Annotated in this window: 14 protein-coding genes and 1 pseudogene; 6 read left to right on the forward strand and 9 right to left on the reverse strand. The window is 42.5% G+C overall.

Annotated elements, in window-relative coordinates; genetic code table 11:
* The first annotated feature begins 65 nt into the window (after positions 1 to 65).
* On the forward strand, positions 66 to 509 hold the full coding sequence (locus tag AB4153_RS14920) for a YiiD C-terminal domain-containing protein (RefSeq protein WP_082419996.1): 444 nt from the start codon (positions 66 to 68) through the stop codon (positions 507 to 509).
* A 309-nt stretch (positions 510 to 818) separates the two neighbouring features.
* Here AB4153_RS14920 and AB4153_RS14925 read toward each other — a convergent pair whose 3' ends face one another.
* From AB4153_RS14925 to AB4153_RS14960, 8 genes and pseudogenes are all read right to left on the reverse strand, one after another.
* On the reverse strand, positions 819 to 1475 hold the full coding sequence (locus AB4153_RS14925) for a recombinase family protein (RefSeq protein WP_102437146.1): 657 nt from the start codon (positions 1473 to 1475) through the stop codon (positions 819 to 821).
* A 39-nt stretch (positions 1476 to 1514) separates the two neighbouring features.
* Positions 1515 to 1979, reverse strand: a complete 465-nt coding sequence (gene bcp / locus AB4153_RS14930) for a thioredoxin-dependent thiol peroxidase (RefSeq protein WP_102437148.1) — start codon at positions 1977 to 1979, stop codon at positions 1515 to 1517.
* Between the two features lie 146 nt (positions 1980 to 2125).
* Positions 2126 to 2611: a bacterioferritin comigratory protein gene (locus AB4153_RS14935; protein ID WP_102437150.1), complete on the reverse strand. Its 486-nt coding sequence runs from the start codon at positions 2609 to 2611 to the stop codon at positions 2126 to 2128.
* Positions 2611 to 4812, reverse strand: coding sequence for a tyrosine-type recombinase/integrase (locus AB4153_RS14940; RefSeq protein WP_102437152.1), 2202 nt, complete (start codon positions 4810 to 4812; stop codon positions 2611 to 2613). Before AB4153_RS14940 ends, AB4153_RS14935 begins: the two co-directional genes overlap by 1 nt.
* 13 nt (positions 4813 to 4825) lie before the next feature.
* A complete protein-coding gene (locus AB4153_RS14945; protein ID WP_303462463.1) occupies positions 4826 to 6769 on the reverse strand; it encodes a hypothetical protein in 1944 nt (647 codons plus the stop codon).
* A gap of 415 nt (positions 6770 to 7184) precedes the next feature.
* The gene (locus AB4153_RS14950) at positions 7185 to 8579 is read right to left on the reverse strand and encodes a site-specific integrase (protein ID WP_102437156.1); all 1395 of its coding nucleotides are present in this window, start codon (positions 8577 to 8579) and stop codon (positions 7185 to 7187) included.
* Between the two features lie 90 nt (positions 8580 to 8669).
* Positions 8670 to 9005, reverse strand: a pseudogene (gene bcp / locus AB4153_RS14955) (thioredoxin-dependent thiol peroxidase); the annotation flags it as partial.
* Between the two features lie 22 nt (positions 9006 to 9027).
* Positions 9028 to 9555, reverse strand: coding sequence for a glycine cleavage system protein R (locus AB4153_RS14960; protein ID WP_102526090.1), 528 nt, complete (start codon positions 9553 to 9555; stop codon positions 9028 to 9030).
* A gap of 355 nt (positions 9556 to 9910) precedes the next feature.
* Between AB4153_RS14960 and dapA the strand changes: the two genes are divergently transcribed.
* The 5 genes from dapA to AB4153_RS14985 all read left to right on the forward strand — a co-directional run bounded on the left by dapA (position 9911) and on the right by AB4153_RS14985 (position 16962).
* Positions 9911 to 10798, forward strand: coding sequence for a 4-hydroxy-tetrahydrodipicolinate synthase (gene dapA, locus AB4153_RS14965; RefSeq protein WP_102526089.1), 888 nt, complete (start codon positions 9911 to 9913; stop codon positions 10796 to 10798).
* On the forward strand, positions 10799 to 11899 hold the full coding sequence (bamC, locus tag AB4153_RS14970) for an outer membrane protein assembly factor BamC (RefSeq protein WP_102526088.1): 1101 nt from the start codon (positions 10799 to 10801) through the stop codon (positions 11897 to 11899).
* A 319-nt stretch (positions 11900 to 12218) separates the two neighbouring features.
* Complete coding sequence (locus AB4153_RS14975) at positions 12219 to 13301, forward strand: efflux RND transporter periplasmic adaptor subunit (RefSeq protein WP_371997986.1); 1083 nt, start codon at positions 12219 to 12221, stop codon at positions 13299 to 13301.
* The gene (locus tag AB4153_RS14980; RefSeq protein ID WP_371997988.1) at positions 13298 to 16393 is read left to right on the forward strand and encodes an efflux RND transporter permease subunit; all 3096 of its coding nucleotides are present in this window, start codon (positions 13298 to 13300) and stop codon (positions 16391 to 16393) included. Before AB4153_RS14975 ends, AB4153_RS14980 begins: the two co-directional genes overlap by 4 nt.
* 233 nt (positions 16394 to 16626) lie before the next feature.
* The gene (locus AB4153_RS14985; protein WP_102526085.1) at positions 16627 to 16962 is read left to right on the forward strand and encodes a Fis family transcriptional regulator; all 336 of its coding nucleotides are present in this window, start codon (positions 16627 to 16629) and stop codon (positions 16960 to 16962) included.
* 134 nt (positions 16963 to 17096) lie between these two features.
* On the opposite strand, the gene fadE is transcribed toward AB4153_RS14985, so the two are convergent.
* Positions 17097 to 19544 (reverse strand): acyl-CoA dehydrogenase FadE, encoded by a 2448-nt coding sequence (gene fadE / locus AB4153_RS14990; protein WP_102526084.1) that lies wholly within the window; start codon positions 19542 to 19544, stop codon positions 17097 to 17099.
* Positions 19545 to 19601: the final 57 nt, after the last annotated feature.

Here is a 19601-nt window from a genome sequence, read left to right on the forward strand (position 1 = left end):
TTCCTGCATCCCTCTAAAACGGACTTTTGCAATATTTTGGCGGTCTAAAAAAGGCAACGGTCTATATGAAACATAGAGAGCTTGAAGTCTACCTTCATCATCATATACCAGTATCAAAGTCTCTCGGTATCGGTGTGAATACTTGTAGCAGCAAAAATATCGAGATTACTGCACCATTGAGAATGAATACAAACCACATGAATACGGTGTTTGGCGGCAGCTTGTCTGTTGTTGGTATTTTGGCAGGTTGGTCTTTAGTTTATGCCCAGCTGGAGGGTAAAAAACATCAAATTGTTATTCAAAAAAATAGCATTCGATACTTGAAACCCGCCAGCAAAGATGTAACAGCAGTATGTAAATATGACAACCTTACGGCGTGGTCTCGGTTTCATCGTGCGTTTCAACGCAAGGGAAAAGGTCGTGTTCAAATAGCCTGCAATCTATTTTGTGCGGATGAGTTGGTTGCTACTTTTGAGGGAGTATACGTCGTTTTTAATAAAGAGTTATAAGGTCAAAATGCAATGAAGGCTACAAAGTACTTGAATAAATTGAGCTTAGACATGGTTGACTTGGTTTGTTATCAAAAAGAAGTATAAGATAAAAAACTTAGCACAAGGTAAAGCTTCGTGATCTTGCCCTGTACTCTTCGGCTACCGTTCACCGCTCGTTTTGTAGATAAAGAGGGTGAAACTAATTATAGATCTTTGATAATTTCGGATACTTTTTCTAATCAATATTAGTCGACGTAGACAGAGTACTCTAAATGATTTCTGTCCAAAAACGAGTTAGTGATTAGCGGGGCTTGAAGTTAGTTAGCTTTATGTTTGGAACATATCGGTCTGGAATTCAGCCTTCTTATTATGAAGTCCACGGTCTTCTAACCAAGAATAAAATCTACTTCTAGTAATCGAAACACCGCGTTCGTTTAGTTTTCTTAGGATTTCAGCTTTGGAGGCCTTGGTGTCGAGGAGGTTCAATATAAACGCCGTATGCTCATCAAGCCTGGACTTAACCTTCTGTCCCTTCTGACGACCAGATGATAGCCCTTTGGCCTTTCGTTTAGCGTGACCTGCTTTGGCTCGTTCAGATCGTTTCTGAGCCTCTACAGCGCTGGCAAAAGACTGCCCAATAACTGTAAAAATGATTTCAGCATTATCAACGTTCTCAGAGTTAATTATGATGTCGTTGTATGCTAAATGCAGCTCACCGTATGAGGCTATCTGGCCGATAGCGCCGACCAACTCCATAACCTTGTGGCGACCCAGCCGAGTGATATCCGATACAATGATGCTTTGTTGAGAGGTAATGAGGGAAGATAACTTCCGCTCACTAAGTTCAGTCTTGGTGGCAGACACATGTTCTTCTATCCAATCCGATATTTGTATGCCACGTTTAGCGGCATACGCCTTGATAGCTTCTCTTTGTGATTCGCCATCGGCTCTTTGTGGATCTGATATTCGAATGTAGCCAATCATGCCTGCCCCCAAGTTGAAGAGTTAATTGCTCATGGACGGTTATTTGCTGTTTAGGTAGTTCAATACAACTTCATGGTGGTCTTTGGTTTTGAACTTGTTAAACACATGCTCAAGGTTACCAAACTCATCAATCAGAAAGCTTGTTCTTACAACGCCCATGTTTTCACGGCCCATGAACTTTTTGAGTTGCCAGACACCGTACTTCTCACACACTTCGTGCTCTTCATCGGCTAGCAGAGTGAAGTTCAGCTCTTGCTTGTTGATAAAGTTCGTCAGTTTTTTCGGGGTGTCGGGGCTTAGACCTAACACAACAACGTTGTGAGCATCTAACTCAGCTTTAGTGTCACGCAACCCTTGAGCCTGAACTGTGCAGCCTGGTGTTGAAGCTCGTGGGTAGAAGTAGAGCAGGACCTTCTTTCCTTGAAGCTCAGATAGCTTCACTGGGTTATTGTCTTGGTCATTTAAAGTAAAATCTGGTGCTGTTTGTCCGGCTTCGATTGCCATTGGTTTTGTCCTTACTTTCTCAATTAATGGTATGTGGCGTAGCTTTGTTCGCTATGTCCTATTTAGTGCATTTATATTACGTTAGAGTATACATTTTTAACGTTAATTCAGTGTCCTGTCTAGTGATTACACTAAACAGGATACTTTTATCTAAAATCGCCTTTGATAAGGTTGTCTGGCCTTGCTTTGATGACCTTATCCATTGCCTTCTCTCGCTCACTTTCATGCAACATCTCCATGAGTTCCTTAACCATTTTTATGTGGCTTGCTGCTTGTTTGGCTAGTGCTTGTTCATGGCTTCTAGCGATGTCGAGGTACTCCTTTTTTTTCTTATTAGCTTGAGTCTTGTCGAGCTTTAGCTGTTTCACTTCCGCCTGTAAAACATCAATAGGTGACTGGCTTGAATCATCTTGTGCTACACGAAATTCCAGTGACTTATTCTCCACCATATCCTTAACATCTTTGTGCCTGCGCAATGCCCCAACAGAAAGTCCAGCTTCTTTCTCGACGGTACTATTGTTGATTTTTAGCTTACCTTCTCGGGCTTTCTTCTTTAGCTCTCGGTTTTCAGGCTTACCCTCTAACAGTCGCTCTAGGGCATTTATGAGCTTATTCTTGGTTGTTTGTGTCATTACGCAGTCACTCCGCAGGGTATCAGCATGTCTTGAACTTCTTGTGGTATTACAACGGGTTCATAGCTGATATCTAAGTCTTTCATAATGCGTTCAGCCGCCGTGATTTTGACATACACTTCTGACGCTGTTTGAGGCGTTAATTCATCATGCTCAATGTCCCATAGCATATGAATTTCGGCTTCCTTGCGCTTAGCTTCGGCAAACACGGCATCGACAATATAGTCGTTCTTACAGTCTACACATTCTAATAGGTTGACTTGTGTACGTAGGCTACAACCTGTTGAAGTGCAGTAAACGCCAGGGGCGACAGCGTGGATGTGGCGCTTTTGATCTCGGATTTGATTTTTCCAATAGTTGAGCGAGAGCATGTCGTTATCGACCTTATCTTTAAAAAGGTTACGCTCAGCCTTGATAATGTTTTTGGCAAACTCTTTGCCCTTGCCGCCAGCGACACGCTCTTTGTTTGCTAGCTTCTTGTAGATGTTGAGGTACACCTGCGCTTTTTGATCAATCCTTTCTTCATCAATGGCGTGAGCCAAGCTTTGTTTTTGCTTTCTGATTTTTTGGAACTTACTGGCATTCTTAGCGTAATGGCGTGTCATCGCCATCGATACATGGCTGAACTGCTGCTTGAGTTGGGGGAACGCACAAAGCTCGAAGCCGATAAGATAGTAGGCAAACGAGCGACGCAGCTGATGTCCTGAGAAGTTATAGTCATCCCCCACATTAAACGAAAGGTTAGGGTCGGAAATCTTCAAATCGATGACATCGTCATTGGTTAGCGCTAGCTTCTTTCCTAGTGCGCCTTCAAACCACTTCTTTGTATGTCTAGTAAGGTTATCTTTGTTGGTAGCACCGCAGCCCTCTTTTGTCTTGTGGAAAAATGCTTGGCTATCGGGGTGACGCTGTCTAAGTGGCGAATGAAGCGCTTGCAGGATCTCGTAAGCCTTTTTGCCGACCTCTGTGGTGACAAACTCATCCTGCTTTGACTGAGAGCCTTTGGCGGTTTTTGAGAGGTCTGCATGAATAACGTAAATGGTTTGCCCTGATATGGTTTCTGTTGTGCACCCATTTGCGGTATGTAGGTGAAAGGTTTCATCAGCGCGCATACCTGTGCGGGACATTAATGCCCAGAGGCAGCCACCATTGAGTTGTTTAAATAATGATTGCGCCTCTCTAAGTCCGGTTATCTTCCTGTTGCCAATCGTCAATGTTCGCTCAGGGTGGAATTTGTCGACGTATTCATAATGGAGTGCAGGCTTGTGTTTGTTGAGTAGTTCAAGGGTTGATTCTTGTGTTGGGTTATTGAGCGCGAGAAAAGCCGATTGAAAGGCTATATTCTTTTCCTTAGAACCTTTATTTGCTGAAGAAAAATACCACCGAAGCCCGTCATTTTTTAACTGTGCCTCATCGCTAACAAGGTATTTAGCATACCCTTGGTAGGTTTTGTCATTGTAGTCAGCTATGTAATTAGATAGTTTGCTCAGCTCGTCACGAATGGGGTATAGCTCGTTCACTAATGCTTCTGATTGTTGAAGTCCCAAATAGTACAGCCGCTGCGGGATAACCGTGTACTGCACTGGCTCGTTAATGGTTAAACCAAAATCCGAGGCAGATAACGCTTTGGTCAGGTTAACCTTGAACGGTAGTCGTGTTGCCTCTATGAACAGTTTCTTGAGTGCTACATAAGTATGTTCTCGTTCGAAGTCCAAAACGGTAACATCACCTAATACCCAAGCCTCTAACAGCTCAAAACTTAATAACTCAAAGCTATTGTGGCCTTTATTCAGTAGGGCGGTGGCGACTTTCTTTAACCCAGTGATAGTTTGCGCAATGCTCATAAATGAATAATCTTTGGGCGAGAGCCACATCATACTCAATGCCAGTGCCTTCAATTGGTTTGTTAGGTTACGTTCCATCACCTTTCCGTTTAGAAAGAAATCTAGAGTATCCTTTTTGGTGGCATAAGGCTCAAAGAACGATTGGAGTTGACGCCAAGCATTGTTATCTCCAATTTTACCCAGTGACTCACCTGTGACGCTAAAACCAATATCTAGCGCTTCAAAATCATCCCACTCGCCCGATTTAATGGCAGGTTCTAACACATCCTTCAAGTAATTTGTGTAGCTTCCAACGTGATTTTGTGCGCTTAACAGGGCATCTTGTTGGCCAATGTTGTACTTAGGTAACTTTATCATGATTGGCTCCCAATTAACGGTGTAGGGCTAAAATGGCGTGATCCATAGATACCCGAGGGTGACGCCCGTTTTGGTTAAATAATACCATTGCACCGTCGTACACATCCTTGCTGGCACCATCGAGAGTAACCTCAAAAGCGGCGATTCTTTCATGGACTTCCTCTTGCGCGTTAGGGTATAGGTTTACTGCCTCCTTCAGCACATCAATAAAAGAGATAAGTTTATAGATGGATTGAGTCTCATCAACGGCTTTGGCTGATTGGCATTTATGGCACATGTCGTATTCAGCACAAGATAGTTGTAGCTTCATGGCGTTATTGGTTTCACGCTGGGTGTTTTTTCCACCTGCAATGTTTTGTTGCCCATTGCAATGAATGCCATTGGGGTTGGTTTTTGCCCTTTCTTCCTCTTGCTTCTTTTTCCATTCATCATGCGTCAGCATTGAGATGCCAAGTTTGGCTGCCACTATCTCTTTTGCTTGCTCTAAACCCGTGTCTTCATCCAATAGCTCTATCACTTGTAGAGCCTGTGAGACGATGACTCTGTTGAGCCTTGGGTCACCATTTGCATAGTGCTTATCAATGGTTTGAAGAAGGTTTTGCAGGAGGCTTTGAACGCCGCCAGCGCCACTCACTGAGTACGCTTGGTTACTGGTCATTTCTCGCCAGCGGCTTGATTGAAGCGATATGAAGTATTCGTTGGTTTCAATTGACCATGTTGTCATTAGATTAGCGCTGATAAGGCTTATTCCGTCCCAGTCTTTAGGGGCTTCCTTCTGATGACCTCGTTTGAGCAGCAACCGCTCAGCTCTTTTAGATTGTTGCTTATCGGCTAACTCTGTGGCGAATTGTTCAATATCTTCGATTAACGCCTTGTCAGCAGCAGGAACAGAGAAGTGGTGGCTCTCGCCATTGCGGTATTTGAACGACACACTGATATTCCCCTCAGCGTCTTTATCCGAATAAGTCAGCGGCAGTAAGATGCCCTTCAGGGGTAAGTCTGTGTAACACGATAAAATGCAGTAGGCGCTATTTGTTGCGCCCTGAACGGATTTTGTTTTTGAGCACGGGCGAGTGACTTTGCTTACGACAGTTCGGCCAAGTGTATTCGTCTGTTTTTTTAACTCGATAATATGCTGGTTTCGATAGCTGTAAAACAGTTCCTTAAACCATGGCAGGCAAGATGCACGAGTGGGTGAGAGTACGTTTAACTCTACCATCAGGTGCTTATTTATTTCCATCAAATTGAACGTGCTACTTTTCTCCCCTTGGTTATTCAGCGTAAACAGTAACTCTGAGCCTTTTTCGCCACCGCCGTAGAGTGCTGAAAGCGTTTCAAGGGTTTTAATAAACTTAACTCCATCGCGTTTATCAACATCGAAGCTTTGGTTGCTAAGAACAGCGTCTACCTCTTTATTTGCGCGTGCCTTAAAGCTCGATACCTTAACCACTTGTAAGCTTTTATCCCGCTCATCAGTATGAATCGTGATTGGATGAGCGATGCTTTGTACGTCGCCATCGTTTAATGAGGTAAAAAAGCACATTAAGTGATAAGCCGCCCCCATCGCCATGTTAAACGCAGCGGCAGATTTTACGGATGTGCCCGTTTTACTCTTCCCATGGGTTTGGGCTTTGAGAGACGTTTTAATTGAAATGATTTCTTGGTGGCCACCTAAGTCAATAACGACTGGCAGCTCGATAGGCAGGACAAGGTTTTGTTTTTTTGCCGCAATGAGCTGTGGGGCTAGGATGAAAAATAACTCACTAATCCGAGCAACAAGCACCTCTTCTTCAGCGTCAGAGTAACCCTTATATGGTGTCTGTTCGCCACTAAACCCTCTGTGATGGGTTGCCCATGTGTCAGCGGGTAATCCACACCATGAAAGGGCGGTGCGAAGTGCTGACGTTTTATTAGAGGCTGTACTTTCTTGGATACCCAGTTCATCACCGTGGCTCATCTCCCATAGCCTTTTGGATGGGCGGTACATTTTCATCCGGTGCCGCAGTTCGCCATCATTCCCGGCATATTTTAAATAGCCAGCTTCAGAAAAGGGGTCAACGTTTACAGCGTCACTAAAGACAATGAAGGCTCTTAATGCATCGTATAAGGACGAGACGGTTGCTGCCGACCTGCCATAATCAACATACTGGTTGGTTTTTTTACAAAAGCTCCTTAAAAAAGGGATACGGCTGTTGATTTTGACATTATTACTGTCTGCGCCAAGGTGTAACAGGAGTGATATATCAAACTCGGTTGCCTTCCTGCTGTTGCTGTTCTTGTAGGGGATGCTGAGGTGCAACGGAACCACATTCTTATTGTTTCTGACGTGGTTAACCGTTTTTGAGTTCTTCGCGAGTGGACTTTTTGCCATGCTAGCACCCCTTGTTAATCTTGTTGTTTTTGCTCTTTGCAACCCGTAACTGCTCATTAAACTTATTCATGAACTTAATGTACTTTTCCGTCGTTGCGGTGCTTTCATGTCCCATTAGCGAGGCTAACTCGTCCATTAGGTACTCATAAGCAACCTGCCGCTCCCTAGATTCCCGCCAAAGCCAATGCGTGGCATAAGTTGAGCGAAGATCATGGATTCGATAGTACCAAGTAGGTTCTATTGCCCGGATGCACTGTCGCAGCTCGCTAAAATGCGCCTCTAGAGTGTTTAGTGTGTAAGGCCGCCCTTTATTGGAAAGAAAAAGGTACTCAGTGGTATCCAGTTCTTTTTTGGAATTAATCAGATCCTTTCGGCGAGTTAGGTTCTTTTGTCGCTGACTACATTCCTTGAATTGCTCTAATTCCTCATGCAGTGCGATAGGGATTTCAATCGTTCGTGGCTTACTGCCCTTGGTATGTGTAATGCTCAATGGCACGACATCTAATGCACTAAAATCTTTATTCCCAATATCGCGAGCAGGGAAATGGGTCGCTTCATCAATCCTAAGTCCTGCCTCTTCACATAGTCTCAGTATCAGGGAAGCAGCTTTTGGCAATGTATGAATGTGTTGAGAGAACCGTTCTTTATGCTCGGGAGTCATAGGCTTCAATTTTTGATGAGCAGGCGTTTTATCGATTTTTGGGAACATCTTCATGATGTTTGAAATCTCATAGCCCCGCTTTGCGCCAGACTTAGTATGGGCAAGCATATCATGCTGGTTGATGCCCCCTACGTTAACCTCAACCTCGGTGTAGTGTGTCAGGACATGCTCATCATTATTTTTGAGGTAACCGTGTCTCTGCATCCACTTATAAAACCCAATAACAGCACCCATATAGCTTCTTGCTGAGTTAAGCGAGTACGCTTCATCACCAGTTGCCTCATTCCTAGAGCGACAGTTAGCTAAAAGATGCTCTGCAAATTGCCAAGGTGCGCCTTCTTCTTCATGTTTAGTCAGTGTTTTATAAGTTAGGTACTGAGGTGGTATCACATCCCCTTCATCATCTTGAGGGTGGTGGGTAGACTCTAAATATCGAGTAAAGGCCAATAAGCCTTTGGCCATTGATTTGGTGTCTTGAATTTTTCCTTCACCGCTGAGTTTTGAGACAAGATAAAGAGATTGTGGATAAACAACACGCCCATCTGGTGCAACGATAATATCGGTCTTCTTTATGCGAGACTGTAATTTGGATGGGGAAAGGTAGGGTGAGTGTGTCACTTCTCCAGAGTCAGTATCGATGACCTGTGAGATTCTCAGTTTAGCTAATGTATCTACCTCTATGGAGAGCAATCGGTAGTCTTCATAAACATCATTTTCGTCATGCTTTTCTATCACAAAACAACCCTCAATATGTTACCCACATATCAAAGGTAGATTGTCATAAAAAATTGTCAAGGGTTTTTGTCATAAAAAATTTCTAGGGGTGAATTTCTTTTCGCCCCAGACGCCAAATGCATCGGCGATAGCGTGGTCTTCATCACTCAATAACGAGAAGTTAAGCTCTTGTTTGTCGTTAAACTTAAGCAGTTTAGCAACAGGATCAGGACTTAACCCTAGAACAGTAACCTTGTGGTTGGCAAGTTCAGCTTTACTGTCACGTAAACCTTGAGCTTGAACTGTACAACCTGGAGTAGACGCTTTTGGGTAAAAATAGACTAATACTGGCCCCTCTTTTAATGCATCCGTTAAAGAGATAGTTTCATCAAATTGGTTTTGTAGAGAAAACTGCGGTGCTAAATCACCAACGGTTAGGGTATTCATGTAAAGTCCTTATTCAATTATTTTATTTTTCACTTGCCTGCATATGATTGATTGAACAATCTAAAGAGAGTTCAGTTGCGAGTTCATGAATACTTTTCTCAAGCTTTATTAGATCAACTTTTTCAGGAACGTTAATCGTGAACAAAATTGTTTGAGTTAAGTTGTCATCATCAGCATGAGAACGCACAGCAGCTAAATCTAAAGAACGATCAGCTAAGAATTCAGTGATACGTTTCATCGTGCCGCGCTGATCTTGGCCATTAACGCTGACTTCAATACGAGAAACAAAATTCTTAGGCGTATGTTTGGAGGTACGCTTCATCACAGTGAGTAACTCAAGCTCAACACTTAAGCCTGGTAGCAAGGTTTCTATCTTAGTGATTGCAGCCCAAGAACCTGAAATCATCATGATGAGTGTGAACTCATTACCGAATAAAGCCATACGGCTATCGACGATGTCACAATCACATTCACTGGCTAAACGGGCTAGGCGACTTACTAAACCAGGGCGATCTGCACCCATAGCAGTAACGACCAGATAGTTGGTCATGGATTTTCCTCACTTTTTCGATATCATAGAGCGTAAACTAGCGAACTAACGCAAAGTTTTTTTGCGGAACGTAATGCTAACATAACTAGAACTAAACCACATAAGTATGTACGTAATAGGCTATAAACTGTCTGAAAAGTGGTATGTTGAGACACTTATAATTAATAAGTATTGATTTGTAAGGAAATAAAGTTTATTTCTGCATGTATTAAATAAGATATAAATTCTAAATAAGTGTTTAAATAAGTCGATAATTTTACAGTTTTGTAGAAATGCATTTGAGAGCCCCGTTAATGCTTGTCATTAGTAGTAGGCATAAGTAACATAGCGAATCCTGAAACCTTGGGGAATTTAGATGATAAACGGAAGCATCGTTGCCTTAATCACACCTATGAATAGTGATGGCACAGTAGATTACAGCAGTCTAGAAAGACTAGTAGAATTTCATATTGACCAAGGCACAGATGCGATTGTTGCCGTGGGTACCACTGGTGAGTCAGCGACTCTGCCAATGAAAGAGCATGCTCAAGTGGTTGCTCAAACCGTTAAGTTTGCTGCTGGCAGAATACCTGTTATTGGCGGAAACGGTGCAAATGCAACGGCTGAAGCCATTGAGTTGACCCAATCTATGGCCGACTCAGGTATCGTTGGTATGCTTGGGGTTACGCCATATTACAATAAGCCTTCACCTAAGGGCTTAATTGCTCATTACAAAGCCGTTGCTGCTTGTACTGATATCCCACAAATTCTATATAATGTGCCAGGCAGAACATCAGTTGATATGTTGCCTGAAACGGTAGCTGAATTAGTTTCAGTGAGTAACATTATTGGCGTTAAAGAAGCGACCGGTGATTTGACCCGTGTGGCTAAATTACGTGAACTTTGTGGTAATGACTTTAAGTTATACAGTGGCGATGATGCTACTGCTCGTGACTTTTTATTATTAGGCGGTGACGGCGTAATTTCTGTTGCGAATAATATTGTACCAAAATCATTCAAAGCAATGTGTGACGCTGCATTAGCAGGCGATCATGCACTATCAGAAAGCATTAATTTGCCGATGAAAGCACTGTATGAACATTTGTTCTGTGAAGCTAACCCAATTCCGGTTAAATGGGCTGCACATCAGATGGGTTTAATCAGTCAAGGTCATATTCGTTTACCTTTAACTGAACTTTCTGAGCAGTTTCATGGTCTGTTGTTAGAAGCGATGAAACAAGCCCATATAGAGGTAAACCGATAAATGTTGAAGCAAGTCACCCCAATTTTACTGATTGCTGCCGTTACAGCGTGTAGTACGCCGACAGATCGTCGAGTTGCAAATGGTAGTGAAGATTTTACCAATGCCAAAGAAGTACCACTTCTTACCATTCCAGAAGGATTAACTGAACCGACGTACAGTCGTGAATATGATATCCCTAAAGCTGGTGAAGGCGTAAACAAAGAACTGATTGGTAAACGTTTAGATATCCGTCCTCCATTATTAGTTCTGCCGATGTCTGAAGGTACCCGTGTCGAAGAAGGCACCGATAATATTAAAATTATCGTTGAATCTATCGCAAGCACAAAAGACCTTAAGCAAGAAGTGTTTGAAAATCTTAAAGGCTTCTTAGCTAAGTACGATGTTGCTATTGAAAAAGAAGATTATGAAGCTGGCGTTCTCGAAACGGGTTGGATTGAGAACAAAGACGTTATCGAAACAAGCTGGTTTGGCGATGACAAAGTTTATTTACTTCGTCAACGCTACCGCTACGATGTTGACGTGAGTCCTCATGGCCGTTCAGGTAGCATGAGTATCGATCTTGTAGAACATGAAGAATCTTATGACGGTGAAGAACAAGAAATCTTTTTAAGCGGTGAAGACCAACGTCGTTACACCATTGATATGCTCAATAACACCATTGCTTATATGAGTGTTAAGCGTGAAAAGCAAATCAAAGCTGACCGTATTGAACAGAGTTTAGGGATTGATGTAGATCTCGTTGCTGAAACTGAAGAAAGAGGCGCTTTCTGGATTGCTGAAGCTGATTATACAAAAACTTGGGATCGTTTGCGTATCGTTATGCCTGAGCTAGGTTTTGATATTGTTGATATGAACTCAGCTAAAGGCCTTTATTACATCGTTCTTGAAGAAAGCGGCGGATTCTGGAGCTCGTTATGGGGCGAAGATAAATTACCGTTAGAACGTGGTAACTATCGTGTTGAACTTGTTGAAACAGCAGACAAAGAACAAACAGAAATCTTTATTAAAGATGCTGCCGGTGAGCCGTTAGATAACGAAGTTATTACTGAGCTTTACCGCGTATTAAGCGAAGCGATGAAAGCAGACCGTAAAGTACGATAGGCTATAAAGTAAATAATTATTTGATGTTGCTTTAAAATGCATCAATTTATTACAAAGAGACACATTTATGTGTCTCTTTTTTTTATGCTTAATTTATCGGAACATACAGTTATTTAGTTTGAATTAATCTACAGAAGAGGTGATAACCGCTGATATGTGAACTGTAATTCAGTTTTAATCGTACAAAACCGTGTGTTAATGAAATGTGTATTTTGTAAGTAAAGGTAAAACGCCTTGATACCAGCTTGCTGCTGGGTAAACTAACGTTTGCTTCAATCCTTTTAACATTTTGTATATGAGTTTGACGAACGGAATTCCGATGAAAAAAATAATTATATTACTCGTTGCATTAGGTCTAGCTTGGTTCGGCTACCAATCGACTCTATCTCCTAGTAACACCAAAGAGCGTGTTAAACCTATTCCGAATGTTGTTGTGGCCAAAGTTGCCATGTTACCTGTGCGTGATGAAGTGGAAGCGATTGGTACAAACAAGGCTTTCGAATCTATTACCATTACCCCTAAAGTGACTGAGCAAATTGCGACAATCAATTTTAACGACGGTGAAAAAGTACAGAAGGGCGACTTACTGGTTCAACTTCGTAACCGTGAACAACTCGCCAAAGTGCAAGCTGCAGAAGTCAAAGTGAAAGACCACCTGCGCGAACTTGACCGAATTCAAAGTCTTGTGACCAGTAAAACAGTGGCGGAACTTGAGCGAGATAGGTTACAAACTTTAATCGACACCACTCGCGCAGAACTTGAGCAAGCTAAAGCGGCATTAGAAGACAGAGCCATTCATGCGCCGTTCTCTGGCCGTTTAGGGCTTAAACAAGTCAGTGTCGGTTCGTTAGTGTCTCCTGGCACTCAAATCACCACCTTAGATGATGTCAGCAAGATTAAGCTCGACTTTTCAGTACCTGAGCGTTTTATTCAAGAATTACAGTTAGGCAAAAGTGTTGAGTCAAAAGCCATCGCTTTCCCTGATCGTATTTTTAAAGGCGTTGTGACTTCAATTGATAGTCGCGTCAACCCTTCAACGCGCGCAGTGATTGTACGCGCCATCATTGATAACGCCGATGCTGCTTTATTGCCAGGCATGTTAATGAAAGTAAAACTGATTAAACAAAATCGAGAAACCTTACTATTACCAGAATCTGCGATTATCCCAATTCAATCTAAACAGTTCGTATACATAGTTAACGATGAAAATGTGGTAGAGCAAAAGCCAGTAACCCTTGGGATCCGTAATCGTGGCTGGGTAGAAATCATCGACGGCGTGGAGATTGGTACGCCGGTCATTATTCGTGGCTTACTTAAAGTCAGACCGGGTGATGAAGTGAAAACAGAAGCAGCTGAAGCATTTAATTTTGCCAAGGTCGCTGGTTCGGAGAATGCGGCATGATTTTAACTGATATCTCTGTAAAAAGACCGGTATTAGCCTCTGTTATCAGTATTTTGATTATCATTCTTGGTTTAGTTTCTTTTGAAAAATTGCCATTACGAGAATACCCTAATATTGACCCGCCAGTGGTATCGATTGACACCCGCTATCGTGGTGCGAGTGCCTCGGTTGTTGAAAGCCGTATTACCCAACTAATTGAAGATAGGATTAGCGGCGTAGAAGGGATTAAGCATGTTAGCTCCCGTAGCCGTGACGGGCGCTCATCTGTCACATTAGAATTTGATGTTGGCCGTGATATTGAAGCGGCTGCCAATGATGTCCGTGACAGAATCTCAGGTTTACTGGATAACTTACCTGAAGAAGCCGATCCACCAGAGGTTGAAAAAGCCAATGGTGGTGATGAAGTCATCATGTGGTTAAACCTGGTCTCTGATCAAATGACCACATTGCAGCTCACCGATTATGCGCGCCGTTATTTAACTGACCGTTTTTCTGTGGTCGATGGCGTGGCTAATATTCGTTTAGGTGGCGGTAAAGTCTATGCAATGCGGATTTGGATTGACCGACAAGCCTTAGCGTCTCGAAATTTAACCGTAGCTGATGTTGAATCTGCGCTGCGCTCAGAAAACGTAGAATTACCAGCGGGTTCCATTGAATCTAAAGAGCGTCACTTTACTGTCCGTGTGGATAGAAGTTTTAGAACAGAACAAGACTTTGCCAATCTCGTGATTACTCAAGGTAATGATGGCTATTTGGTGAGGTTAGGTGATGTTGCTAAGGTGCAAATTGGCTCTGAAGAAGAGCGGATTATGTTCCGTGGTAATACTGAGTCGATGATTGGTTTAGGGGTGTCTAAACAATCTACCTCAAATACCTTAGAAGTGGCACGTGCTGCCAATGCGTTAGTGGATGAAATCAATCCTACATTACCTGCAGGAATGGAGATAAAACGCTCATACGACAGTTCAGTATTTATTGAAGCATCGATTAAAGAGGTTTATCAGACGTTGTTCATTGCAATGATACTGGTGATCATTGTGATTTATTTGTTCTTAGGTAGCGTGCGCGCCATGCTGATACCTGCGTTAACCGTTCCTGTATCACTTATGGGCACGTTTATCGTGTTATATACACTTGGGTATACCATTAACCTATTAACCCTTTTGGCGATGATCTTAGCCATTGGTATGGTAGTAGATGATGCGATTGTGATGCTGGAGAATATTCACCGCCGAATTGAGCAAGGCGATTCTCCATTAAAAGCGGCATACCTTGGTGGACGTGAGGTGGCATTCGCTGTTGTTGCAACAACCTTGGTACTTATCGCAGTGTTCATGCCGATTAGTTTCCTTGATGGTGATCTAGGAAAACTATTTAAAGAATTTGCTGTCACCATGAGTGCAGCAGTGATGTTTTCAAGCTTAGTGGCCCTGACACTTAGCCCAATGATGTGTTCTAAGTTACTAAAACCTGCAGGTCAATCATCTTGGTTAGTGCGTAAAGTCGATGCCATGATGGATTTTGTCACTAATATCTACCAGTCCAATCTGCAATCAGCCATTAAACAACCTTATTTTATCGGTTTAATTGTTGTTGCAGCATTTGCTGTCAGTGGTTATTTGCTTAATAAAGTCCCGCAAGAATTTGCACCACAAGAAGATCGAGGCTCGATGTTCTTAGTGGTTAATGGCCCACAAGGTGCAAGCTTTGAATATATTGAAAAGTATATGGATGAAATCGAAGGTCGCTTAATGCCTTTAGTTGAATCTGGAGATATCAAGCGTTTGTTAATTCGCGCACCACGTGGTTTTGGATCTGGTGCTGACTTCTCTAATGGTATGGCCATTATCGTACTTGAAGATTGGGCTGAGCGTCGCCCAGCGAATGAAATCATTACCGACATCCGTTCGCGTATATCTGACTTAGCTGGTGTAAGAGCTTTCCCGATCATGCGTCAAGCCTTTGGTCGAGGTGTGGGTAAACCTGTGCAGTTTGTATTAGGGGGTCCAAGTTACGAAGAACTCGCAATGTGGCGTGACATCATGATTGAAAAAGCAGGTGAGAACGAAATGCTTGCGGGTCTTGATCATGATTACAAAGAAACTAAGCCGCAGTTGAGAGTTGCAATTGATAAAGATCGCGCAGCAGATTTAGGTGTATCAATTTCGCATATTGGTCGCACGTTAGAGTCGATGTTAGGTTCTAGATTAGTCACTACCTTCATGCGCGATGGTGAAGAATACGATGTGATTATTGAAGGTAATCGTGAAAATCAAAACACTGCAACGGATCTTGAAAATATTTATGTTCGTTCAGACCGAAGCGGTGAGTTAGTTCCTTTATCAAATTTAGTGACAGTAGAAGAGTACGCTGATGCCAGTTCACTTAACCGCTATAACCGAATGCGGGCTATTACCATTGAGGCTAACTTAGCCGATGGCTATAGTTTGGGTGAAGCATTAGATTATATGAATGATATTGCGGATACTTATTTACCAGCTGAAGCTGTTATCAGTTACAAAGGCCAGTCTTTAGATTATCAAAGTTCTGGTAGTTCAATGTACTTTGTCTTTGTGTTGGCTTTAGGGATTGTGTTCTTGGTGTTGGCTGCGCAATTTGAAAGTTATGTGCATCCAATGGTGATTATGTTAACGGTTCCGCTAGCCACTTTAGGCGCGTTAATTGGCCTGTGGTTTACTGATCAAAGTATCAATATCTACAGCCAAATCGGAATTATCATGCTGGTGGGGCTTGCGGCTAAAAACGGTATTTTAATCGTTGAGTTTGCCAACCAATTACGTGATAAAGGGATTGCGTTTGATGATGCGGTAATACAAGCATCATCCCAGCGATTACGTCCTATCTTGATGACAGGTATTACGACAGCAGCTGGCGCAATACCCTTAGTTATGTCGAGCGGAGCAGGTGCTGAAACTCGCTTTGTTATTGGCGTGGTGGTACTGTCAGGCATATTGTTAGCCACGTTCTTTACACTACTTGTGATACCTGTGGCGTATAGCATATTCGCCCGTAATAGCAGCTCACCAGATGCGACCACAAAACAGCTTGAACAAGAACTTTCAAATGATTAATTAAGCTAAATTAAAACTGAAGAGCTAATTAGCAAACTTAAAAGCCAGTTATTCGTAACTGGTTTTTTATTGTTTTATATTTATGACTATTAAGCATAAATGAATATCTCATTGTTTATAAATCCCATGTGATATGTTCCGATAGTTAACGTTAGTCGTAAAATAATGACTAAGCTCAAAATCAATGGATAATAGCTATATGCTGTCACAATCAAGTACCAAGTAGAGCGCAGATGAAAAAGACCGACAAAAAATTAGATAATCAAATTAGAGATACGCTGACAGATGTGTGCGAGGTATTACTCGAGCAATGTTCAGGGTTTGAATGGTTAACCCATACTGTTAATTTCAATGCTTTCCCTGCGTCGTTAAAAGTGGTGTGTATTTTTGAAAATGATCCGCAGCTCACTCAATTAGCGTTGAGCAAAGAAGATGCTTTTATTCAAAACTTAATCATCCATAAATTATTGCAACAGGGCATTAAAGTACAAGCCAAACAAATCGTGTTTGATAGTGAAACACGATGTGAGGCGCAGAATAACGGTAATTGGGCACAGCGCTTGAAGTGAGGTTTGGTATTTGACCAACTAAATAATAAAAAGATGACTTAAGTTATGTTGGCAGTTGCGCTATCGTCACTTGAATTAGAGGCATAAAAAAGGGAAAGCAGATGCTTTCCCTTTGGCTTTAATAGACTAAAACGTTACGCTGCTTGTATTTGTTTCGCAACAGCAGCCGTTTTTGCTTCTAGTTCTTCTGAGTCGAAATCATCAACGTTAATTGATTTCAAACGCCCAACTTCAGCTCTTTCGAGTAATGCAACTTCAGCATCGCTTAACACGCCAAGTGCTTTACCTTCTGCAGCAATTTTATCTAACCACATGAATGGTAGACGTTTACCTGCTGCTTTACATACCTTGTCATACAATGGCTCTGAAGCCAGAATATCCAGTAAGGTTTGTTCTTGAATACCCACTACGTTGTGCTCTGAAGGCGTCCAGAATTGGCCTTGACCTAAGCGGTCTCGGCTGGCACACGGAGTTTGCATAATCTTTGATACTTTATGGTCCAGTACATCACTAGGACGCTTAAGAGGGCGACCAAACGGGAAGATAACAGCACGTAGTGCAAAACCTAGTCCCATAGGGAAGTTATCTAATAAGTCATCTAATGATGTTTGTAACTTATAAAGTGAATCTTCAACCGCCCATTGTACTAATGGTAAGTCTTCAGTTAAACGACCTTCGTCTTCATAACGTTTAAGCGTTGCTGATGCTAGGTATAGCTGACTTAATAAATCACCTAAACGTGCTGAAATACGTTCTTTACGTTTTAAGTTGCCGCCTAAAGTGGCCATTGCCAAGTCTGACAATAAGGCTAAGTTAGCACTGAAACGGTTCATCTGCTGATAGTAACGTTTTGTTTTATCGCTATATGGTGATTTAGAGAAATGACTTGATGTCACACCCATCCAGAAGCTTCTAACAAAGTTAGACATGGCAAATCCGATATGACCGAAAATGGCACTATCAAAGTTACTTAGTCCTTTGCCTGATGTGGTATCAAAAGCGGATTCCATTTCAGCTAGTACATATGGATGACAACGAATCGCACCTTGACCGTAAATGATCATCGAGCGGGTAAGAATGTTTGCACCTTCAACAGTAATTGCAATTGGCGCTGCTTGGTAGCCGCGACCTAAATAGTTATTCGGGCCAAGACAAACACCTTTACCACCGTGGATATCCATCGCATCGATAACACACTTTTGCATTCTGTCGGTAAGATGGTATTTAACGATGGCAGAAATAACCGATGGCTTTTCACCTAAACCAATCCCTACAGTCGTAAGAGAGCTTACAGCGTCCATAAGGTAAGCATTACCACCGATACGTGCCATTGGCTCTTCGATGCCTTCAAGCTTACCAATAGGAAGCTTAAACTGACGACGAATACGTGCATAAGCACCCGTTGCGAGAGCTGCAGTTTTAATGCCGCCAGCCGAATTTGAAGGTAGAGTAATACCACGACCAACCGATAAACATTCAACCAGCATACGCCAGCCTTGACCTGCCATTTCTGGGCCACCGATGATGAAGCTTAATGGTACAAAGACTTCGTTACCGCGCGTTGGACCGTTTTGGAACATACAGTTCAGTGGGAAGTGACGGCGACCTGTTTCAACACCTGGAATATCCGTTGGGATAAGCGCACAAGTAATGCCTAGATCTTCAGTATCACCTAATAAGCCATCTGGATCGCGTAGTTTAAATGCTAAACCTAATACAGTAGCAACAGGGGCTAGGGTGATGTAGCGTTTGTTCCATGTTAGTTTCATACCTAACACTTCTTCGCCCTCAAATTCCCCTTTACATACCACACCAAAATCTGGGATGGCGCCAGCATCACTACCAGCTTCTGGGCTAGTTAATGCAAAACAAGGTACTTCTAAACCTTTTGCAAGGCGAGGTAAGTAGTGGTCTTGTTGCTCTGGCGTTCCGTAGTGCTGCAATAATTCACCAGGGCCTAACGAGTTTGGTACACCTACTGTTGAAGCAAGTTCACTACTTAAACCAGCAAGTTTTTGTAATACACGTGATTGAGCGTAAGCAGAATATTCAAGACCACCGTATTTTTTCTTGATGATCATGGCAAAGAAACCTTCGTCTTTCAGGTATTGCCATACTTCTTGAGGTAAGTCAGCTAACTCATGAGAAACTTGATGCTGGTTAACCATTTTACACACAGTTTCAACAGGGCCGTCTAGGAAGGCTTGTTCTTCTGCAGTCAAACGCCCTTTAGGGTAATTGTGCAATTTATTCCAGTTTGGGTTACCGGCAAATAAATCAGCTTCCCACCATGTGGTTCCAGCTTCGATTGCTTCTTTTTCTGTTGAAGACATTTCAGGCATGATGCCCTGATAGACTTTAAGCAATGGACGTGAAATGAAGTTTTGGCGAAATGATTTTACGTTTAGCGGTAGTGCTAAGACTAAAAAAACAATCCATGCCACGATACCAACAATATCTAATACGCTGCCAATCAGCATGACGACTGCAGCGGCGATGGTAGCCGTGAGTAGCGATACTCGCATATAAGTGGCTGCGCCGAGCACTGCGATCATGGCGATGATCCAAGTCAGGGTAGTCAATGTCTTTCTCCTTAAAGCATTCAAAAATTGAGCACTTACAAATTAATGATCCTATTC

The organism is Shewanella sp. 10N.286.52.E4, assembly GCF_041468785.1.
Taxonomy (GTDB): Bacteria; Pseudomonadota; Gammaproteobacteria; order Enterobacterales; family Shewanellaceae; genus Shewanella; species Shewanella electrodiphila.